Origin of the sequence: Robertkochia sediminum (assembly GCF_016786255.1) — a bacterium.
In the GTDB taxonomy this organism is placed as follows: Bacteria; Bacteroidota; Bacteroidia; order Flavobacteriales; family Flavobacteriaceae; genus Robertkochia; species Robertkochia sediminum.
Genome location: NZ_JADMKT010000078.1, coordinates 302,508 through 321,618, shown reverse-complemented (window position 1 = coordinate 321,618; position 19,111 = coordinate 302,508). Strand labels below are relative to the sequence as shown.

The 19,111-nt window shown below is 44.9% G+C and carries 18 protein-coding genes; 11 read left to right on the top strand and 7 right to left on the bottom strand.

Annotated elements, in window-relative coordinates:
• Positions 1–112: 112 nt before the first annotated feature.
• The 8 genes from IS446_RS12750 (at position 113) to IS446_RS12715 (ending at position 10,793) form a co-directional block, all read left to right on the top strand.
• Positions 113–925, top strand: a complete 813-nt coding sequence (locus IS446_RS12750; protein ID WP_203061131.1) for an enoyl-ACP reductase FabI — start codon at positions 113–115, stop codon at positions 923–925.
• 115 nt (positions 926–1,040) lie between these two features.
• On the top strand, positions 1,041–2,042 hold the full coding sequence (locus IS446_RS12745) for a glycosyltransferase (RefSeq protein ID WP_203061130.1): 1,002 nt from the start codon (positions 1,041–1,043) through the stop codon (positions 2,040–2,042).
• A gap of 11 nt (positions 2,043–2,053) precedes the next feature.
• Entirely contained in the window at positions 2,054–3,001 is a 948-nt protein-coding gene (locus IS446_RS15445) for a CdaR family protein (RefSeq protein ID WP_203061129.1), read from the top strand.
• On the top strand, positions 2,998–3,576 hold the full coding sequence (gene coaE, locus IS446_RS12735; RefSeq protein ID WP_203061128.1) for a dephospho-CoA kinase: 579 nt from the start codon (positions 2,998–3,000) through the stop codon (positions 3,574–3,576). Before IS446_RS15445 ends, coaE begins: the two co-directional genes overlap by 4 nt.
• Before the next feature lie 83 nt (positions 3,577–3,659).
• Positions 3,660–5,228 (top strand): sensor histidine kinase, encoded by a 1,569-nt coding sequence (locus tag IS446_RS12730; protein WP_203061127.1) that lies wholly within the window; start codon positions 3,660–3,662, stop codon positions 5,226–5,228.
• A 4-nt stretch (positions 5,229–5,232) separates the two neighbouring features.
• Positions 5,233–5,955 (top strand): response regulator transcription factor, encoded by a 723-nt coding sequence (locus tag IS446_RS12725; RefSeq protein ID WP_203061126.1) that lies wholly within the window; start codon positions 5,233–5,235, stop codon positions 5,953–5,955.
• A gap of 294 nt (positions 5,956–6,249) precedes the next feature.
• The gene (locus tag IS446_RS12720; RefSeq protein ID WP_203061125.1) at positions 6,250–9,375 is read left to right on the top strand and encodes a SusC/RagA family TonB-linked outer membrane protein; all 3,126 of its coding nucleotides are present in this window, start codon (positions 6,250–6,252) and stop codon (positions 9,373–9,375) included.
• 11 nt (positions 9,376–9,386) lie between these two features.
• Positions 9,387–10,793: a SusD/RagB family nutrient-binding outer membrane lipoprotein gene (locus IS446_RS12715; RefSeq protein WP_203061124.1), complete on the top strand. Its 1,407-nt coding sequence runs from the start codon at positions 9,387–9,389 to the stop codon at positions 10,791–10,793.
• 94 nt (positions 10,794–10,887) lie between these two features.
• On the opposite strand, the gene IS446_RS12710 is transcribed toward IS446_RS12715, so the two are convergent.
• The 4 genes from IS446_RS12710 to IS446_RS12695 form a co-directional block, all read right to left on the bottom strand.
• Positions 10,888–11,613 (bottom strand): head GIN domain-containing protein, encoded by a 726-nt coding sequence (locus IS446_RS12710; RefSeq protein ID WP_203061123.1) that lies wholly within the window; start codon positions 11,611–11,613, stop codon positions 10,888–10,890.
• A 51-nt stretch (positions 11,614–11,664) separates the two neighbouring features.
• Positions 11,665–13,341: a PspC domain-containing protein gene (locus IS446_RS12705; protein ID WP_203061122.1), complete on the bottom strand. Its 1,677-nt coding sequence runs from the start codon at positions 13,339–13,341 to the stop codon at positions 11,665–11,667.
• A complete protein-coding gene (locus tag IS446_RS12700; RefSeq protein WP_203061121.1) occupies positions 13,334–13,678 on the bottom strand; it encodes a PadR family transcriptional regulator in 345 nt (114 codons plus the stop codon). The genes IS446_RS12705 and IS446_RS12700 overlap by 8 nt, the downstream gene beginning before the upstream one ends.
• Before the next feature lie 96 nt (positions 13,679–13,774).
• On the bottom strand, positions 13,775–14,245 hold the full coding sequence (locus IS446_RS12695) for a DUF4870 domain-containing protein (protein WP_203061120.1): 471 nt from the start codon (positions 14,243–14,245) through the stop codon (positions 13,775–13,777).
• A 193-nt stretch (positions 14,246–14,438) separates the two neighbouring features.
• On the opposite strand from IS446_RS12695, the gene IS446_RS12690 reads away from it, so the two are divergent.
• Together IS446_RS12690 and IS446_RS12685 are read left to right on the top strand one after the other, a co-directional pair.
• Entirely contained in the window at positions 14,439–14,891 is a 453-nt protein-coding gene (locus tag IS446_RS12690) for a DUF4442 domain-containing protein (RefSeq protein ID WP_203061119.1), read from the top strand.
• A 60-nt stretch (positions 14,892–14,951) separates the two neighbouring features.
• On the top strand, positions 14,952–15,752 hold the full coding sequence (locus IS446_RS12685; protein ID WP_203061118.1) for a TIGR00266 family protein: 801 nt from the start codon (positions 14,952–14,954) through the stop codon (positions 15,750–15,752).
• A 57-nt stretch (positions 15,753–15,809) separates the two neighbouring features.
• Here the strand turns inward: IS446_RS12685 and IS446_RS12680 are convergent, their stop codons facing one another.
• Positions 15,810–17,090, bottom strand: coding sequence for a D-alanyl-D-alanine carboxypeptidase/D-alanyl-D-alanine-endopeptidase (locus IS446_RS12680; RefSeq protein ID WP_203061117.1), 1,281 nt, complete (start codon positions 17,088–17,090; stop codon positions 15,810–15,812).
• A 239-nt stretch (positions 17,091–17,329) separates the two neighbouring features.
• Between IS446_RS12680 and IS446_RS12675 the strand changes: the two genes are divergently transcribed.
• Positions 17,330–17,524 carry a hypothetical protein gene (locus IS446_RS12675; protein WP_203061116.1) on the top strand — a complete coding sequence of 65 codons (195 nt, stop codon included), beginning with the start codon at positions 17,330–17,332 and terminating at the stop codon, positions 17,522–17,524.
• 48 nt (positions 17,525–17,572) lie between these two features.
• Here IS446_RS12675 and IS446_RS12670 read toward each other — a convergent pair whose 3' ends face one another.
• A complete protein-coding gene (locus tag IS446_RS12670) occupies positions 17,573–18,511 on the bottom strand; it encodes a LysR family transcriptional regulator (protein ID WP_203061115.1) in 939 nt (312 codons plus the stop codon).
• Between the two features lie 164 nt (positions 18,512–18,675).
• A complete protein-coding gene (locus tag IS446_RS12665) occupies positions 18,676–19,110 on the bottom strand; it encodes a DUF2141 domain-containing protein (RefSeq protein ID WP_203061114.1) in 435 nt (144 codons plus the stop codon).
• Position 19,111: the final 1 nt, after the last annotated feature.

Here is a 19,111-nt window from a genome sequence, read left to right as displayed (position 1 = left end):
TTGCGATGCCCAAGCCCTTAGAATTGTGCGCTTCACTCAAGGTTTTAAGAATAATTTCAATATTTTTGAACCCTCAATAAACAACTGATAACAGAAATTAACAATTAAGTATATGGCTTACAACTTATTAAAAGGGAAAAGAGGGATCATCTTCGGAGCTCTTGATGAGAATTCGATCGCGTGGAAAACAGCTGTAAGGGCTCATGAAGAAGGAGCTCAGTTCGTTTTGACCAATGCGCCTATTGCCATGCGTATGGGTAAGATCAAGGAATTGGCAGAAATGACCGGAGCAGAGATCATCCCGGCCGATGCGACCAATATAGAAGATCTTGAGAATCTCGTAGAGAAGTCTATGGAGATCCTTGGAGGAAAGCTCGATTTTGTGCTGCACTCTATCGGTATGTCTGTAAACGTTAGAAAAGGCCGCGCCTATACCGACGAGAACTACAGTTTTACAGAAAAAGGATGGGACGTTTCAGCGCTTTCTTTCCACAAGGTGTGTCAAACGCTCTATAAGAAAGATGCTATGAACGAGTGGGGTAGTGTAGTAGCCCTTACCTATATGGCTGCTCAACGTACCTTCCCTGATTACAATGATATGGCCGATAACAAGGCGTACCTCGAGTCGATCGCAAGAAGTTTTGGATACTTCTTCGGTAAAGACAAAAAGGTTCGTGTAAACACTATTTCTCAGTCTCCGACTCCTACCACGGCCGGACAAGGGGTTAAAGGATTTGACGGATTCCTGGCGTATGCAGATATGATGTCGCCTCTGGGGAATGCTACTGCCGATGATTGTGCAGACTATACCATTTCGCTGTTCTCAGACCTTACTAAAAAGGTAACCATGCAGAATCTTTTCCACGATGGAGGATTCTCGAACACCGGAGTGAGTAATGAGGTTATGGACAAGTTCATGTCGTAACTCATTTTAAAAAATATCCCACAAGCCACCTTCCCAAAGGTGGCTTTTTTTATGCCATAATGTCTATTTTTGTAAGGATTGGTGCCTTAGGCGCCAATAGTATTTTTTTACTGCTATGGATCTATCGTATTCTTTTATTATCCCCGTATATAACAGGCCTCAGGAGATCAGGGAACTTTTGGAGACCATGACCGCCCTGGAGGGGGATATTCCGTTCGAGGTGGTTATCGTGGAAGATGGCTCTGACCTCGATGCCCGGGAGGTGGTTGCTGCATTTGACAACCTGCTTGACATCTCCTATTATCAAAAGGAGAACTCGGGACCCGGAGACTCTCGTAATTATGGTATGAGGCATGCGCGAGGTAATTACTTCATCATTCTCGATTCGGATTGTCTGTTACCGCCTTCGTATTTGCAGGCTGCAGACAGGGAACTTAGAACGGCTTATGTAGATTGTTACGGGGGTCCTGACGCTGCACACACCTCGTTCACCGATCTGCAAAAAGCCATCAACTACGCTATGACCTCGGTACTAACCACCGGAGGAATTCGCGGTGGTAAAAAGGCTGTGAACAAGTTTCAGCCCAGGAGCTTCAATATGGGGATCTCTAAAGCGGCATTTGAACGCACCGGCGGATTCGGTACGATACATCCCGGAGAAGATCCCGATCTCACGATCAGGATCTGGAAGGCCGGATACGAGACCCGGCTCTTCCCGGAAGCCTATGTGTTTCATAAGCGCAGGATCTCCTGGAATACCTTTTATACACAGGTGAGGAAATTTGGAAAGACGCGGCCGATCTTAAATTCCTGGCATCCTCATACCCGAAAGCTCACTTACTGGTTTCCGACGGTTTTTGTGCTCGGACTGTTGATATCCCTCTTTGCCGCCTTGTTGGGTTGGTATCTGCCATTACTCGCTTATGGTGCGTATTTCGTTGCCGTATTCGCAGATGCCCTTAGAAAAGAAGGTTCGCCCAAGGTAGCGCTAATGGCCGTTGTCGCCGTGCTGGTGCAATTTACAGGATACGGTTTGGCCTTTGTATACTCTCATATTTTAGTTAATTTACTGCGAAAGGACCCGAAACAGGTCTTTCCAAATCTTTTCTTTAATTAAAATCGCTATTCGTGAAAAAGGTTTCCCAGGCATTACGCAGACCTAAATCCCTTGTTTTTTTGGGATTTTTGTTGTTGTCTTTCCTTATATGGCTCATGATCACCCTTTCGGGGAAATACATCACTACAGTGAGAATGCAGGTGGCTTACGTGAATGTTCCCCAGGAAAAACTTTTGCTTGGCGACCCTGATCATTATGTAGATGCCAGTGTTTATGCCAACGGATACCGTTTGCTTAACAACCGGTTCTTTGGTAAGGAGCTGGCGCTTAATGTGTCGTCTTTTAATGCGGGTAAGCAAGGGTATTACCTCACCCGTACCGACTTGGAGAATCAAATGAAAGGAGAACTGGAGGGCTTGGAGATCCGACGGGTCTTAAAAGATACCTTATGGCTGTCGCTTGGTTCGAATGCTGCTAAAAAGGTAAAAGTAGTTCCGGATCTGACCGTGACTTTTCAGGAAGACCATGAATATGCCACTCCGCTAGAAGTAGAGCCGGACAGTATATGGGTAAGAGGTCCGGAAGATATGGTCTCTGCCATGGACAGTGTAATTACAGAAAAGATCGTATTGCGTTCGGTAAAAGAAGACTTTGTAAGAGAGGTGAGCCTCTTTATTCCCGACTCCCTGAAAAAATTAAAGTTTGATGAGCAAAAGGTGGTGATCAATGCAGAAGTATCGCGATATTCAGAGAAGATGCTTGAAGTACCCTTATCGGTGACCAATGTACCGGAAGGGGTAAGTATCAAGACCTTTCCTTCGGCCATAAGAGTACTTTGTAAGGCCGATATTGCAGACCTCAAGCGTTTAGTGCCTTCCGGGTTCAGGGTCGAATGCGATTTTAAGGAAACCCGGTCAGACCAGCCTTTTTTACTTCCCCATATCACAGAAAAACCATCATTCGTAAGATCTGCAACGCTACTGGATAACAAGGTAGAATATTTAATAAACAGGTCATGATAGTAGGATTAACAGGAGGGATAGGGAGCGGAAAATCGACAGTAGCAGGCATGTTTCGCGATTTAGGTGTTCCGGTATTCATCGCCGATCAGGAAGCAAAAAGCATCATGGATCACGATCAGGAGGTGAAGGAGGCGATATGTGCTTTGTTGGGAAAGGAAGCTTATCATGATGATGGACCGGACCGTGCCTATATCGCGTCTGTAGTATTTAAAGACCGGGAGATGCTCGATAAGCTCAATGGGATCATTCATCCTGCAGTGCACAAGAGGTTTGATACTTGGTATAAGGCACAAAAAGCCCCCTATGTGATCTACGAAGCTGCCATTTTGTTCGAGCAGGGAGGTAATGAAAAGTGCGATAAGGTGATCCTGGTAACAGCACCCCGGGAAATACGCATTTCCAGGGTGACCAAAAGAGACCGTGCCAGCCGTGAACAGGTGCTGGAACGTATGAATAATCAATGGCCTGATGAAAAGAAGATTCCGCTGGCCGATATTGTTATAGAAAACATAGAATTGGAGGAAACATTGCGAATAGTGAAAAATATTCACCAACTTTATGTTAAAAATTAAAAAACATCAAAGATTTTAACATTTTTGTTAAGGTGAGGTTAAATCCTTAACGGGGGTGATTCCAAACACTTAATTTTGGCAAAATGAGTAGACGCTTATTTGTCCTTTTGGTGATCCTGATGAGCCTGTCGTTGATCGGAATAATCTTCGTTCAGGGATACTGGATCAAAACTGCTGTGGAAGATAAGGAAGAGCAATTTTCCAATACCATCTCCCAGGTACTTCAGGAGGTAGCCTCTAAGATGGAAGAGAAGGAGTTTCGGGAAACACTGGATTACTACCTGAAGCTGCATGATAGCCTGGACCTTTCTGAGGTAAGTAAGTTCAAGGAGTTCATGGTGATCATTCCCGATGACCGGAGTAATGAGACCTTTATTTACAGGCATGGGATCCTGGAAGAAGATTATCAGATTCCCCCTTCGTTCATTGAAAACAGCACAGATTCGCTGATCGTAAAGAATTACACCTCCCGAAGAACTACCGAGGTGGTTCGGGAAGAATATGGAATAGACGGTAAAGTTTACAGCCCTGTAGAGCGTATAGAGAAGATCGGAAATCTCGATCAGATCGACAGGATCGCTATGGAAGAGATGTTTCGCGAACGCGGGAAACGACTCCCGATTCACTCCAGGGTAGATGTTAGAGACATCGACCTGGTCCTGCAACAGGAATTGCGCAATCACGGGGTGGAACTCGATTATGAGTTCGGGATCTACAGTCGCGGCTTGCCCACCCGGGTAAAGACCGACGGATTCCAGGGCTTGCAGAGCTCTTCGTACAAGACCCCGATATTCCGGGATAGTGAAGGTTCCAGTAGTTATAACCTGCTGATAGGCTTTCCGAAAAAGAAACGGTTTCTGATCTCGTCGATCCTTGGTATGGCCATGATGTCTGTCGTGTTCACCCTGATCATTATCGTAGCCTATTCAAGTGCCCTATACCAGCTTATTCGTCAGAAACAGATCTCGGAGATCAAGACCGATTTTATCAATAATATGACGCATGAGTTCAAAACGCCCATTGCGACCATTAACCTGGCGCTTGACGCGATCAAGAACCCACGCACGCTTGAAGATAAGGACAAGGTCATGCGCTATTTGCAAATGATCAAAGATGAGAACAAGCGTATGCACGCACAGGTAGAGAATGTACTGCGTATCTCTCGTCTGGAAAAGAACCAGCTGGATATTACCAAGGATAAGGTCGATGTGCATGAACTCATCGATGAGGCCGTTGCACATGTCGAGCTTATGGTAGAAAACAGGGGCGGACATATTAACTTACACCTGGATGCCGAAAGAACCGAGATCCTCGGGAATGAGTTTCACCTGGCCAATATTCTGGTTAATGTATTGGATAACGCCAATAAATATTCGCCTGAAAAGCCGGAGATCGATGTGTATACGGAGAATGTGAAGAACAGTATCCTTATACGTGTCTCAGATAAAGGTGCCGGAATGAGTAAGGCGGTGCTAAAGCGGATCTTTGAAAAATTTTACCGGGAATCAACCGGGAACATTCACAATGTTAAAGGCCACGGTCTTGGGCTGGCATACGTGAAAAATATTGTAGAAGACCATCAGGGCGAAGTATACGCCGAAAGTGAAAAAGATAAAGGAAGTACCTTTTTTATAAAGTTACCTTTAATATAAGCATATGGAAACAGTAAATAAAAAGATCTTATTAGTAGAAGACGACCCTAATTTTGGGGTGGTACTTAAAGATTATCTCGCCATGAACGACTTTGACGTTACCCTGGCGAAAAACGGAATGGAAGGTTTTGAAAAGTTCCGCAAGGATAATTTCGACCTCTGTATTCTCGACGTGATGATGCCCTATAAGGACGGATTCACCCTGGCTAAGGAGATCAGGGATAAAGACGAGAAGATCCCTATTATTTTCCTTACCGCAAAATCACTGAAGGAAGATGTTTTAAAAGGGTATAAGGTTGGGGCAGACGACTACCTCAACAAGCCTTTTGATTCTGAGGTGCTACTGTTTAAGATCAAAGCCATATTGCAGCGCAAGAGTACAGAATCTCTAGCAGATAGCAAGCAGTTCGAGTTCCAGATCGGAAATTTCCACCTGAACTCAAAACTGCGATTTCTCACCTACAAAGATGAGGAGCCAACAAAACTATCGCCTAAGGAGAACGAACTGCTCAGATTGCTGGCCCTTCACGAGAATGACCTCATGCCTCGTGAGCTGGCCCTTACCAAGATCTGGAGAGACGATAACTATTTCACCTCCAGAAGTATGGACGTGTATATTGCCAAGCTCCGTAAATACCTCAAAAAAGATGATCTTGTAGAGATACTGAACATTCATGGCGAAGGTTTCCGTCTCGTGGTAAAAGACCAGTCTGAGAGTAAGGCATAATCGCATTACTGTTTACATAGAATATGTAAAGCCCGGATTTCCGGGCTTTTTCTTTTTTACACATTCATTGAAATTGGTGACATATTTTTCTTTTTTCTTCTGTTTAATACACGCTTTCTTTCCAATACACCAAAGGTCACCCTTCTTATTACTAAACGAGTTGATCGCGCTAAGATCCTGTTGGTTAGGCTCTTGCCTGTTCATGATGAAAGTCCATGTGTAGTTTATTGGATTATCTGTTTATTTTGTTGGTAATTTTATATATATTTTCTTACAATCTAAATCATAAATTTCATGAAAAGACTACTCTTAACGATGCTTTCATTGTGGTGCTTTTCCTTTGCTGTGGCGCAGACCGTAAGTGGAACTGTGACAGATAGTAAAGGGGTGCCCCTCCCGGGAGTATCTATTTTGATCAAAGGTACGACCAAGGGTACCTCGACGAACTTTGACGGTGAATTTACCGTTCAGGCTTCTGCAAGTGATATTCTGGTATTTTCCTATGTAGGGATGCAAACCAGGGAAGTCCTGGTGGAAGGGAGAAGTATGATCAACATAACAATGGAGCCAGATGCTCAGGCACTGGATGAAGTTGTTGTAACTGCCTTAGGTATTCAGCGGGACAAAAAGGCGTTGGGATACGCCAGTCAGCAACTGGATACCGAGCAAATTCTTCAGGTTCCGGAAACCAATGTGGTAAACGCCCTGCAGGGTAAGGTAGCCGGAGCTCAGATCACCCGTGGAGGAGGAGCTCCCGGTCAAGGCTCACGAATTATTATTCGTGGAGTTAACTCTCTTGACCCAAATGCAGATAACCAGCCCCTTTTCGTTGTAGATGGGGTACAGATCAGTAATGACCAACTTACCGTAGGTGGGGGAGGATTTAGAGGTATGTCGAATCGTGCTTCTGACCTGGATCTGAGTGATGTAGAAAGTATATCTGTTCTTAAAGGAGGTGCTGCAACTGCCCTCTATGGAGTTAGAGCAAAAAACGGGGCGATCATAATCACCACCAGATCGGGTAAGACCGGTCGAACCCAGTTTAATCTTTCGGCTAGTAGTGGGATCGATTATGTAAACAAATATCCTAAGGTGCAGCAAGAGTATACCCAGGGATTTGCCGGTAACTACGATCGCGACAGTTTTTGGCCTACCTGGGGACCTACAGTAGAGGAGGCGCGAGCCATTGATCCTGAACACCCGGAAGAGCTCTTTAATAATTTCAGGAATGCTTATCAGACGGGGTATAATACCAATCTTCACTTTGATGCTTCAGGAGGTAATGAAAAGTCGTATTTCTATTCTTCCCTGGGACATTTTTACCAGCAAGGGGTATTGCCATTTGCAGATTTTGGAAGAATTTCTGCAAAGATCAACGGAAAGGTTCAGGTAGCAGATAATTTCAGTATCAATGCTTCTGCAAATTATATCAATTCCGGAGGTAATCGGGTTGACGTTGACCTGTTCAATACCCGATTGATCTATTGGGCACCTCAAACAGATGTGAACGATTATGAGTTCACCGATGGCCCTCTGGCCGGAACCATGAAAGGATACCGCTTTGATGGCAGTTTGGGAAATAACCCTATCTACGGTGCCAAAACCAACCGCCTTGTAGACGATGTGAACAGGGTGATCGGAAATATGGGCTTTAACTGGGAGCCCGTAAAGGCGCTGGATGTACAATATCGCTTTGGTATCGATTACTATAGTGATGCACGAACCGGCTTTGCTCCCGGACCTACGGGAATCGCCAATGAAAATGTATTTGAGAACAACGGATTAGGGTATGTTCGGGAAACGCGAATTAACAGTATGGACCTGAATTCCAACCTGATCATGAGTTATAATACTAAACTCTCCGACGATTTAGACTTTACCATTCGCGGAGGTCTTGATGTGTTTCAACAAGATTACGACAGGGTAACCACCAATGGGGCTGAACTCGATGTGTATAACTTCTTTAGTTTGCAAAATGCTTCTATAATCACGTCCAATCAGTTCAAGTCGCGAAGAAGGATCGTAGGACTTTACGGGGAGGCCAGTTTCGGATATAAGGACTTTCTTTATCTTACCGTTACAGACAGAAATGACTGGACCTCGACCTTAGGCAGTGATAATCGTTCGTTCAATTATTATTCGGTGAGTGGTTCTTTCGTATTCTCTGACCTGTTTGATATGCCGGAGTGGTTTGATTTTGGAAAATTCAGAACCTCCTATGCTGAAAGGGGATCTGATCCTGATCCATACCTCACCTCTGATGTGTACGTACCTACCGCCTCCGGATTTCCTATTGGCGATGTGACCGGTTGGACACGTGGAGGAAATAAAGCCGATCCTAATCTCGTTGCCGAGATCTCGAAGGACTTCGAGATCGGTGCTGAACTCAAGTTCTTTAACAATCGTTTAGGGGTCGATATTGCCTGGTATACCACCGATGCACAGAACTCTCTCCTGAGTTTGCCGGTACCTTTATCTACCGGTTACGACCGTTATACAACGAATGTGGGAACACTGCGCAATTCGGGGATAGAACTTATTTTGAACGCTACCCCTGTTCAAACAACCGATTTTACCTGGGATTTCCTATTAAACTTCTCCAATAACAAGAATGAGGTTATTGAGATCTTTAATGATATTAACGGTATTTTCCTTGGGAGTGACTTCGGGTATGCGGGGAGTTCTGCTTCACAGGCAATTTACCTGGGGCAGGCATATGGTGCTATTTTAGGAACATCCTATGCGCGTTATTACGAAGATCCTGCCGATGAAGATCCTTTGGTAGTAGATAAAGACCGTCCTATTCTCATTGGGGAAGATGGCTACCCTGTTCGAAACAGCGAACAAAAAATTATTGGTAACAGTACACCGGACTGGTTGATGAATATCTCAAATACCCTTAGTTATAAGAACTGGACCCTCGGTTTTGCCTTTGATTTTCGTCAGGGATTTGAAAAATTCAACAACCTGGATAACTTTCTTGCAGCCTTTGGTACGGCCGATTATACCACCAACAGGGATGACATCGTAGTTTTTGAAGGCGTTACTGCCGACGGGCAGCCTAATACCAAGGAAGTGTTCTTAGGACAAGCAAATGCTCCGGATGGATTTACGGCGTTAAGCGGAGGTTATTACCGTAACATCTATCGCGGGATCACAGAGAATTTCGTGCAGGATGCATCATGGGTTCGACTTCAAAATCTAAGCCTTACTTACGCTATGCCGGGTAACTTTACCGATGCAATGGGCCTCTCCAGAGCAAGCCTTACCCTTAGTGGTACCAACCTGTTCTTATGGACCGATTACAAAGGTTGGGATCCGGAGAGTTCGATCAATCCCGGTAATGCTAACGGATTCAATGGTCTGGCAGCTCACCCCGGTCTTAAAACCTATGCGGCAACCCTAAAACTTTCATTCTAATCATGAGAACTATGATGAAAAAAGCAATCTATATTTTTGTAGCAGCACTCGTGCTTTCGGGTTGTGATAATTATTTGGATATCAATGAAAATCCGAATGCTGCCACCCAGCCACCCCTGGATGGTTTGCTGGCCAATACGACCTATAATTCCGGTATTAACGTATACCGATTTGGAGGTACTACCTCATTCTATACACAGTACCTCGCTTCGCCTAACGAAGCCAGTGCCACAGATATCTATGAACGAATCAATACCGATGGTACCTGGGGAGGTATTTACAATATGCTCTCAGACCTCTCTGATATGCAAAGCCTTGCAGAAGAAGGGGAGTCTGTTCATTATGCGGGTATCGCCAAAACCCTTACGGCTTTGAACCTCGGTATGGGAATCGATGTTTATGGTGATATGCCATTTTCTGAAGCACTTAATTTTCAGTCGCTCTTTCCCGGATATGACGATCAGCAGGTGCTTTACCAGGAGATCGTGAATCTTCTTGATGAGGCTATTGCCGATTTTAACGCTGAGAATTTGGGCGAAACCGTTCCGGCGTCCAGTGATTTTATACACGCAGGAGATATCGAAGCCTGGAGCAGAACGGCATATGCGCTAAAAGCTCGTTACCTGAATCATTTGTCAGGTACCGGAAGCTATGACCCTAATGCGGTTCTTAACGCCGTAGCATCGGCTTATGCTTCTAATGAAGACGATGCCCAGATCAGTGAGTTCCAGAACAGGAACCCCTGGGGGCAAGTTGCGGTGAACAATGCAGGACTTATCCTTGGAGGATGGTTGTCTGAGCAGGTGATCGATGCTATGAACGGTACCACCTTTGGAGTATTTGATCCCAGACTTCCTCTTATAACTGATGCGCTTCCTGATGGGGTAACCTATCGCGGAACGGTTAACGGAGAGGGACGTATAGGTGACGGGACCGTACAGGAAGAGTGTTACCTGACCACTACCGGATTCTATTCTTCCGATGATTCTCCCTTACTCATGGTCACCTATGCAGAGGTGAAATTCATCGAGGCCGAAGCAGCTTTCAGGGCCGGTAATTCCGATGCAGCCTATGCGGCTTACCTCGAAGGTATTGCTGCGCATATGGATAAGTTGGGAGTGTCTGTGGCCGATCGCGACAGCTATCTTGCAGATCCTGCTGTTGGAGTAGGAGCATCCGGATTAACACTGGACCTGATCTTTAAGGAAAAATATGTGGCTATGTTCCTGCATCCCGAATCATGGGTCGATGCAAGGCGTTTTGATTACGGTTATCAGGACTTTACAGTGCCTACTAATAATGAATTGGGGACTAACTTTATTTTGCGTTTTGATTATCCGGATACCGAATACCTTCGAAATCCCGATAATGTACCCACTGTAGATCTCACCACTCCGATCTTCTGGGATGTGAATTAAACCGGTCTGTTTACAGATAAAGCCATTACAAAAAAAGACCTCTTTCGATCGAAAGAGGTCTTTTATTATGGGTTGGTTGGTTGTGGGTTGATGGTTAATCTTTAAAGATCTTCTCAGGCGTGCTGCCTTTTTTCTGTACGATCGCAGGGTTGCCGATGTAGTGTACATCTCCACCCGAATTCGTGCGAACATCGATCTTATCGGTTGCGTTTACCTTGATGTCGGCGCCACTACTGGCTTCGGCCTTGGCGTTAAGTGCTGTAAGCCCCGAAGCATCGATATCGCTCCCGCTGCTGGCGTGAGCCGTCAGGTTAGTGGTCATACCGCGAACATCGAGATCAGAACCACTTGAAGATTCCAGTACGATATCATCGCTTTCAACTTCTACGCGAATATCGGCGCCACTCGACGTTCTTAGGTGGAGGGTGCTGGCTTTGATAACCCCGGTACTCCACAGCTCTGCGCCACTGTTACTTTCCAGTTTTGCAACGTCGGGCATGCTTACAAAGACCTTTTTTGCCGAGGCCCATCCGATCGCTTTCTCGCAATGTACTTTCAGGGTATTACCCTTGATCTCGGTAATGATAAGGTCCTGGAGGTTCTCATCGGCTTCCACGCTTACGCGGAGTTCGTTGTCCTGGTGTACGATTACGTCCAGGCCTTCTGAGGCTTCGATGGCGTTAAATGATCCTTCAATATTTCTGTCTTCGGTAACCACGTTTCCATTTCCTTTTTCTCCGGTTCCTATAAATCCGAACTGGCAGGAACATAGGGTTAACGATAGTATGAATGCGGTGATGAATTTGATTAGCGTGCTCATAATTTTTGATTTGATCCGGTTGCCCGGTTGATTGATGAATGGTTTGTTGTGTTATTCGTTGTTAAGCGTATCTGTCTCGGTTGTGTTTACAGGGTTTTCAGGCTGAACATCAGCCGTGTCTGCCGCTGTGGTTGTTTCCTCTTCTTCAGCTGGAGTTTCTTCACAGTCGATGCATTTAACGGTTTCGTCTTCAGACATCTCATAGATGTGTTCGCTGTGTCCGCGCTTATAGTCGGTATAGCCCTGAGCACCCACAGTTCTGAAATATTCATTGGTAGGCGAATCGAATTTGATACGGGTACCGGAGGGGAGGTAGAAGGTGGCTACCACTTCCTGATCCCTGAACTTCTGGTTAACATCACTCAGCCAGTAATTATCGGCTGTTACGGTGTTGTTTTCCACTTGCAGGTTGTATCGTACATTTTCTGCTCGTTCAAAGGCATCGTCGTAGGAGGCACCTCGAGACCTGCGTTGGATCTCTACATAGGCATTAGCCTCTGCCGATTTTCTGATCCAGAATTCAACATCGTCAGAATAAATATGTTTTACGCCGTTTATAGCAACAATGTCAAAATCGTTGTCGTTAAGGAACCTCCCGTTAAAATTCGTATTGGAGTTTACCTTGATCGTAAGCGTGTCAGACGGCATGACGTTCAACGCTACCGTATTCGTAGTCTTGCCTGAAACTGCACGTTGTGAAGTTTGCTGCACTCCCAGGGAGATAAGACCAGCCAGCGACAGGATCCAAAGAGCCAGTAGCGAGAATTGCGCTACGCGTCCCAATGAGTTCAGGTTATTCACCACGATCTTTAGTCCGAGATAAAAGAGGAAAAAGAACGGGATCCCGACAGCAAAGAATACCAGTAAACTAATGAGCCAAAGGGGAGCATCTACGTTCATGGCCACCAGGTTGGTCCAGTGCTGCTCTCCAAACATATTAAAGGAGCCCGCAGTGAACAGACCTACCAGTAAGGCGATGAGGGTAGAGGCTGCAGTGAGGATAAGGATGATTCCGATAAATTTACCAACCACTCTGAACAGGGTGGTTACGATATTACCCAGAGTACCGAAAAAACCCCTGGAACCATCCTTTACCGACTTTCCCACCTGCTCGTAGTCTACGTTCTTTACCTTTTCGGTTACCGTATCAATTCCCTCCTTTATCTTTTTTTCGATATTGGTGATATTGATGGGTTCCCCGGTCATGGCGAGTTTTTCGGCAGTACTCTTCGCTTCCGGTACAAGAACCCAGAAAAGCACATAGGCTACGATTCCGAATCCTGAAAATACCGTGGTCAGAATAAATAAGAGGCGGATCCAAAGTACATCGATCCCCAGGTAGTGCGCCAAACCTGCCGATACCCCGGAAACATACTGGTTGTCTATATCCCTGAAGAGTTTCTTAGGCTCTTTGGTAGCTCCTGTTGCCTTTTTATAAGGCTCTTCGTCGGCGAAGATCTCTTCATCTACCATATAATCTTCCGGCTGTCCCATGATCTCAATGACCTGATTGACTTCCTGGGTGGTGATCACCTGGCGGTCTGATTGCTGACGTTCGGTGAATAGTTCGGCTATCCTCGCTTCAATGTCGGCCATGATCTCGTCGCCTCCGGGGGTTCCGGAAAACGAACGCTTGATGGCCTCGAGATAGCCCTGTAGCTTTCTGTATGCGTCTTCATCGATATGAAAGAAGGTGTTCGCAAGGTTTATATTGACTGTCTTATTCATTGTTAGTGCTTTTTGATCGGGTTACTAGGTTAACGGCGTTTCTTAACTCGTCCCAGGTGGTGTCGAGCTCTTTGAGAAAATTCGTGCCGTCTTCGGTTAATGCGTAATATTTTCTAGGTGGTCCTGAGGTTGACTCTTCCCAGCGATAGGTGAGAAGACCTGCGTTCTTTAGCCTTGTGAGTAAGGGGTAGATGGTACCCTCTACGACAAGCATTTTGGCATCTTTGAGCGTGTCAAGGATCTCAGAAGCATACTTGTCTTCGCTCTCAAGGATCGAAAGAATACAGTACTCCAAAACTCCTTTCCTCATCTGTGCCTTTGTGTTCTCTATATTCATGGTTACATAATGCTTTAAATTAAACTGTTCGTTTTTTGATTGATTAATGATTGATTGATGATGATGATTTTTGATTAATGATTGATGTTCTGGTGTTTATTTTATAAAGTTTATGGTTAGCGGATAATTGTACAGTATGCCTTTCGATGCTCTGATCCCGGCGATGATACTACATGCCACATCGAGAATTAATAGCGCAAAGAACAACAGGCCTGCAATACCTACAGGGATCATTCTCAGGCTTAGATCGTAAAAACTTCTTACCGGCAGATCGATACTGTGCGTGTTGTGCTCCAGTAAATTCGCCATTTGAAAGAAATCGAATGCCGTAAAGAATAGGAACGGTATGCATACGATCCCCAGGATAAGACTGTATAAAAGTACACTGATCTGGAAGTTCAGAGCATTTCTTCCGTTAATGTCAACAAAAGAAGATTGACTCTTATTCGATATCCAAAGGATCAGGGGTAGAATAAAATTCCCAAAAGGAAAAAAGTACTTCGAAAAGGTCGATATATGAATGATCGAAGCCAGGTTCATTTGATGTTTTGTGAGGGTGGTGTCCATAACTGTTTTGATGATTAATTGATTGATGCTATAGAAGATAATTTCCTTTACCTTGTAATTTCTTATACAAATATATATCCAAAAGAAGGTATTATGCAATACAAAGTACTATAATTTAACATTTATTTAAGATTTATCTCCTTACAGAGTCTTCGTAATAATCAATATTTTAGAGCAGCTAAATACAAGAAGCATGACATTTACGCCTTCCAAACTCAATACGTTCACCTTTTTTAAATTGCCGGCTGCCTGGTTTACCGGGGTAAGGGTAGAAGCTTTAGAAGATCACAGGGCAATTACCCGGGTTACACATCGCTGGGTAAATCAGAATCCTTTTAATTCGATGTTTTGGGCCGTACAGGGTATGGCAGCCGAATTGGCCACCGGGGTTTTGGTCATGTCGCATATAAAATCAAGTGGTAAAGCAGTGAGCATGCTGGTGCTTAATAATAAGGCCTCATTTAGCAAAAAGGCCAAGGGTACCATACGATTTACCTGTGAAGATGGTGAGAAGCTCGCAGGAGTTATGGAGGAGGTTTTGCGTTCTTCGGAAGGGCAGACCTGTTGGATGCGCGCTACAGGCAGGGACGAATCGGGAGATGTGGTTTCTGTGTTCGATTTTGAATGGACGTTACGTAAAAAGTAAGCGACTCTGTAACATTTATGGTCGTGGGAGTACTTATATATTGAATTTAAACCAGCACCTATGAACGCACATGAAATAGATTACCATATATATGGCGAAGAAATGCAATATGTAGAAATAGAACTCGATCCGCAGGAGGCTGTGATCTCTGAGGCGGGGAGTTTTATGATGATGGAGGACGGATTAAAAATGGACACCATCTTTGGCGATGGCTCCAATCAGGACAATAGTGTTCTTGGCAAGATCTTTTCTGCCGGGAAACGACTGCTTACGGGAGAGAGTCTCTTTATGACGGCCTATCTCAACAATGCTTCGGTGAAGCGAAAAGTAAGTTTTGCATCGCCTTACCCCGGAAAGATCGTTCCTATTGACCTTACAGGGTACCAGGGAAAGTTTATCTGTCAAAAGGACGCCTTTCTTTGTGCCGCCAAAGGCGTTTCTGTGGGGATCGAATTCTCGAAGCGTTTGGGGCGTGGCCTGTTCGGTGGGGAAGGATTTATCATGCAAAAGCTTGAAGGTGACGGTATGGCCTTTGTTCACGCCGGAGGTACCCTGGCCCGTAAAGAACTTCAGGCCGGGGAGGTGCTTAAGGTAGATACGGGATGTATCGTGGGCTTCACCAAAGACGTAGATTACGATATTGAGTTTGTTGGAGGAATAAAGAATACGGTTTTCGGAGGGGAAGGACTTTTCTATGCCACTCTTCGAGGTCCCGGCACTGTGTACATCCAGTCGCTTCCGTTTAGTCGCCTGGCAGAGCGGGTGCTCTCTTCGATACCTCGCAAGGGAGGCAGAAGCAGAGGTGAAGGCTCTGTACTTGGCGGACTCGGTGATCTGATGGACGGTGATAATCGTTTCTGATCACCAGTTAAAGATCTTTGTAAAGATAAACACGCCTTTTATCCATTACGCTATACTTTAATAATGGTCTCGTATCCATTCCAGGATCGGGGCCATTCTTTGTTTTACGGCCGTACTTGATTCCCGGTAGTGGTTGTTCATAAAACTAAAAACGAGTAGTTTGCCGGAGCGGGTTTCCAGGTAGCCGCTAAGGTTGTAATTATTGCTCAGCGTTCCGGTCTTGGCGTGAACATAGGGGGTGTTGTCTGCATCAGGGAAATACCTTTTGAGCGTACCCGATACCCCGCCTTCCGGGAAAAAGGCGAATAAGCGCTCCGTACCGTAGCATTCGTAAAGTTGCGTAAGGGTGGCCACCATAGACTCCGGGGTAAAGAGATTATATCTTGAAAGTCCGGAACCGTCTACCCACCTGGGTTGTTGTTTGAGGTGGGCCAAAGGTCCTTCAAGGATAAAGGCGATAGCTTTTTCGGGATCCAGGGTGTCGCTTATCATTCCTGAGGCCTGAATAAGGAGTTGTTCTGCAAGAAAGTTGTCGCTGTTCTTCATCATACGTTTGTATACGCTATCGGCTGGAATGCCATAGATGGTTTCCCATGTTTCGCCGGGTGCCGCCTCAACGAGGTCGACCTTTTTGTCAAGGTAGGTTTCAAGAAGCATACGGGTGGCTGTCGTATCGGTAATATAGGGTATCTCCAGGGTGTCTGTATGATCCCGGGTATGGAGGTAAAAGTGATTAATGTGCTGGTCTCTTGAAAATTTTGGAGGTTCCTGCTCCCATCGATGCTCAAAACCTTCCGGAGATATCCAGTGGGCGCTGTCAGCAGGGGTAGCGGCCATGACCACATTTCCGTATAACGGCAGTTCGCTGCGTTCCGGAGCGTAGTACGCATCATAGTCGCCCCATGACCATCCGGGGCCCATGGCATGCGCGTCCAGTTGATCATAGACCCAGCGCACCTGTGATGCAGTACGAAGAAGTTCCAGGCTCTTGTTCGCTTTAAAATAGGGGTGAAGCAGGGTGGGGTCTCCTGTTCCTTTGATGTATATCGTATCGGCATCGATCTGGTATTGGAGTTGTGGCAATAGTTCGGGTAAGAGCTCCATGGCGACAAAGAGCGTAAATATTTTGGTGTTACTGGCCGGTGTGAAGTACTTGTCTGAATGATGACGGTACAGGGTGTCCTTTTGCTCCGGGTCGTAGATAAAGATCCCGGTGAATTGATTTTGCCAGGCGGCGCTATCCAGAACCTTACCTATGTTTTTGTTGAACTTTCTTTGGGGTGCCGAACCACAGGAAAACAGTGACAGAAACCCAAGACAAACCAGGAGATATCGCATAAGTGAGTAGAAAAGAGTGTTATTTGTGTTCAATATAGAAATTAAACACACAATAAAAAATGGTCAAAATGCGTTTTCTTTATTGTATAAACACTAAACTGAACTTAAATTATGAAATTCGTAAAATGATATCATTAAAATTCAGAATATGATTTCATATGTCGAATTTATTATTAACTTTACATGGCCGATAAATTTTATGATTTATTGTTTTTTAACCTAACTAAATGCTTCAAGATATGCCTAGAGCTATGTTTGAGTACACCAAAACGGTACTTGAAAAGGTAAGTTTTGATGTACAACTCTTTCGAAAAGAGCTGGAAAAGGCTGTTAATCGACTGTTACCCCACGAACTAAAGGAACTTAAGATCTGGTTAGTTCAATACATTCAGGGGAAGCCGGAACTTTCAACTTGTTTAATTTGTATCAAATAAAAAAAAGCCGCTTAACAAAGCGGCTTTTTTTATGGGGTTTTGTTCTTGTTATTTACTTAACGGACTAATGATCTTCACATTTTGAAAGGCAATAGCGCCTCTAACCACTCCCGAGATCGTTTCTTTTAAGGCTTCGGTAATATGCATCTTTAATTCACTTTTATGGTAGATGATGCTCACTTCTCTTGCCGGTTGAGGCTCTTTGAAGTACCTAAGTTTATTTTGTTGCTCCTTTTGAATGTCAAGGGTATGCATATACGGTAATAGGGTCATGCCCATACCATCGTCGGCCAGTTTTAGCATGGTTTCAAAACTACCGCTGGCCAGCTGAAATTGGTGTTCGGTATAATCGCCCTTTGAAGAACAAAGGTTAATAACGCCTTCCCTGAAACAATGTCCGTCTTCCAGTAAAAGGATGTCGTCGAGATCAAGGTCCTCCACATCGATCTCTGCTTTTCCGGAAAGCCTGTGGCTATCTGGAATGTAGGCTACAAAGGGTTCGTAATACAAGGCACGCTCTCTAATGTGCGGGTGCTCTAAAGGGGTTGCAGCAATGGCTGCGTCAAGATATCCGTCTTCGAGCATCTCAATAATGGTCTCTGTGTTGCGCTCTTCGACCTTAAGGTTTATTTTAGGGTACTTCTTTACAAAGTTCTTAAGGAACAGGGGGAGCAGGGTAGGCATGATGGTAGGAATGATACCCAAACGGTATTCTCCACCTATGAATCCCTTTTCCTGGTCTACGATATCTTTGATCCTGTGCGACTCATTAACAATGTTGCGGGCCTGGTCTACGATCTTTTCGCCTACCTGAGTAAGCTGTATGGGCTTTTTGCTTCGATCGAAGATCAGGATATCCAGCTCATCTTCGAGTTTCTGGATCTGCATGCTTAGCGTAGGTTGGGTAACAAAACTTTTTTCGGCAGCCAGGGTAAAGTTCTTATGTTCAGCAACGGCAAGGACGTACTGTAATTGGGTTATGGTCATTGTGGATACGCTTTTATTGGCTTTTCAAATTTACGAAACTATCATCAATTCTTATGGTTTTACTCTTATTAATAAAGAGTCTTGATAATCAGTATTTTAAACTAAAAAAGGCCCTCCCGAAGATGCCGGAGGACCTATAGACCATACCGTTTAGCGGTAAGGCATTAGAATCGGAGGTTGATGGTCAGGTTTTCTTTTTGTAATTCAAATTTGGAGGTCTCAAAATCCGGTGGTCCCATACTGAGGTCATTTCCGGATGTAGCCCAGGCCTCTTTTGGCATCCCGTTGCTTTGCATGTCCATACGATAGTTCTCATTTTCATCGTGAAGGGCCATGATGGCGTAAGTCCCGGGAGGAACGTCTTTAAATACAAAGGTTGCGCTTCCGTTCTCGATAACTACCGCTGTTTTCATAAAAGGATCCCTGCTGTAAAATCCATCCTTCGTATAAAGCGCGATCAGAAGTTTACCCTTATCATTCATTACATTTTCTGTTAGTACCTCGATCTGAAGTCCGTTATCTGCTGTGGTTACTGCGTCCTGAGCCTGAAGTGCTAAGGATGTCATAAAGAGTGCCGTTGCTAAAATTAATTTGTTCATA

Excerpts from the sequence above, each read along its gene's own strand:
- IS446_RS12750 (WP_203061131.1), top strand. The coding sequence starts at position 113 with ATGGCTTACAACTTATTAAAAGGGAAAAGAGGGATCATCTTCGGAGCT.
- IS446_RS12745 (WP_203061130.1), top strand. The coding sequence starts at position 1,041 with ATGGATCTATCGTATTCTTTTATTATCCCCGTATATAACAGGCCTCAG.
- coaE (WP_203061128.1), top strand. The coding sequence starts at position 2,998 with ATGATAGTAGGATTAACAGGAGGGATAGGGAGCGGAAAATCGACAGTA.
- IS446_RS12730 (WP_203061127.1), top strand. The coding sequence starts at position 3,660 with ATGAGTAGACGCTTATTTGTCCTTTTGGTGATCCTGATGAGCCTGTCG.
- IS446_RS12725 (WP_203061126.1), top strand. The coding sequence starts at position 5,233 with ATGGAAACAGTAAATAAAAAGATCTTATTAGTAGAAGACGACCCTAAT.
- IS446_RS12720 (WP_203061125.1), top strand. The coding sequence starts at position 6,250 with ATGAAAAGACTACTCTTAACGATGCTTTCATTGTGGTGCTTTTCCTTT.
- IS446_RS12715 (WP_203061124.1), top strand. The coding sequence starts at position 9,387 with ATGATGAAAAAAGCAATCTATATTTTTGTAGCAGCACTCGTGCTTTCG.
- IS446_RS12710 (WP_203061123.1), bottom strand. The coding sequence starts at position 11,613 with ATGAGCACGCTAATCAAATTCATCACCGCATTCATACTATCGTTAACC.
- IS446_RS12705 (WP_203061122.1), bottom strand. The coding sequence starts at position 13,341 with ATGAATAAGACAGTCAATATAAACCTTGCGAACACCTTCTTTCATATC.
- IS446_RS12700 (WP_203061121.1), bottom strand. The coding sequence starts at position 13,678 with ATGAATATAGAGAACACAAAGGCACAGATGAGGAAAGGAGTTTTGGAG.
- IS446_RS12695 (WP_203061120.1), bottom strand. The coding sequence starts at position 14,245 with ATGGACACCACCCTCACAAAACATCAAATGAACCTGGCTTCGATCATT.
- IS446_RS12690 (WP_203061119.1), top strand. The coding sequence starts at position 14,439 with ATGACATTTACGCCTTCCAAACTCAATACGTTCACCTTTTTTAAATTG.
- IS446_RS12685 (WP_203061118.1), top strand. The coding sequence starts at position 14,952 with ATGAACGCACATGAAATAGATTACCATATATATGGCGAAGAAATGCAA.
- IS446_RS12680 (WP_203061117.1), bottom strand. The coding sequence starts at position 17,090 with ATGCGATATCTCCTGGTTTGTCTTGGGTTTCTGTCACTGTTTTCCTGT.
- IS446_RS12675 (WP_203061116.1), top strand. The coding sequence starts at position 17,330 with ATGCCTAGAGCTATGTTTGAGTACACCAAAACGGTACTTGAAAAGGTA.
- IS446_RS12670 (WP_203061115.1), bottom strand. The coding sequence starts at position 18,511 with ATGACCATAACCCAATTACAGTACGTCCTTGCCGTTGCTGAACATAAG.
- IS446_RS12665 (WP_203061114.1), bottom strand. The coding sequence starts at position 19,110 with ATGAACAAATTAATTTTAGCAACGGCACTCTTTATGACATCCTTAGCA.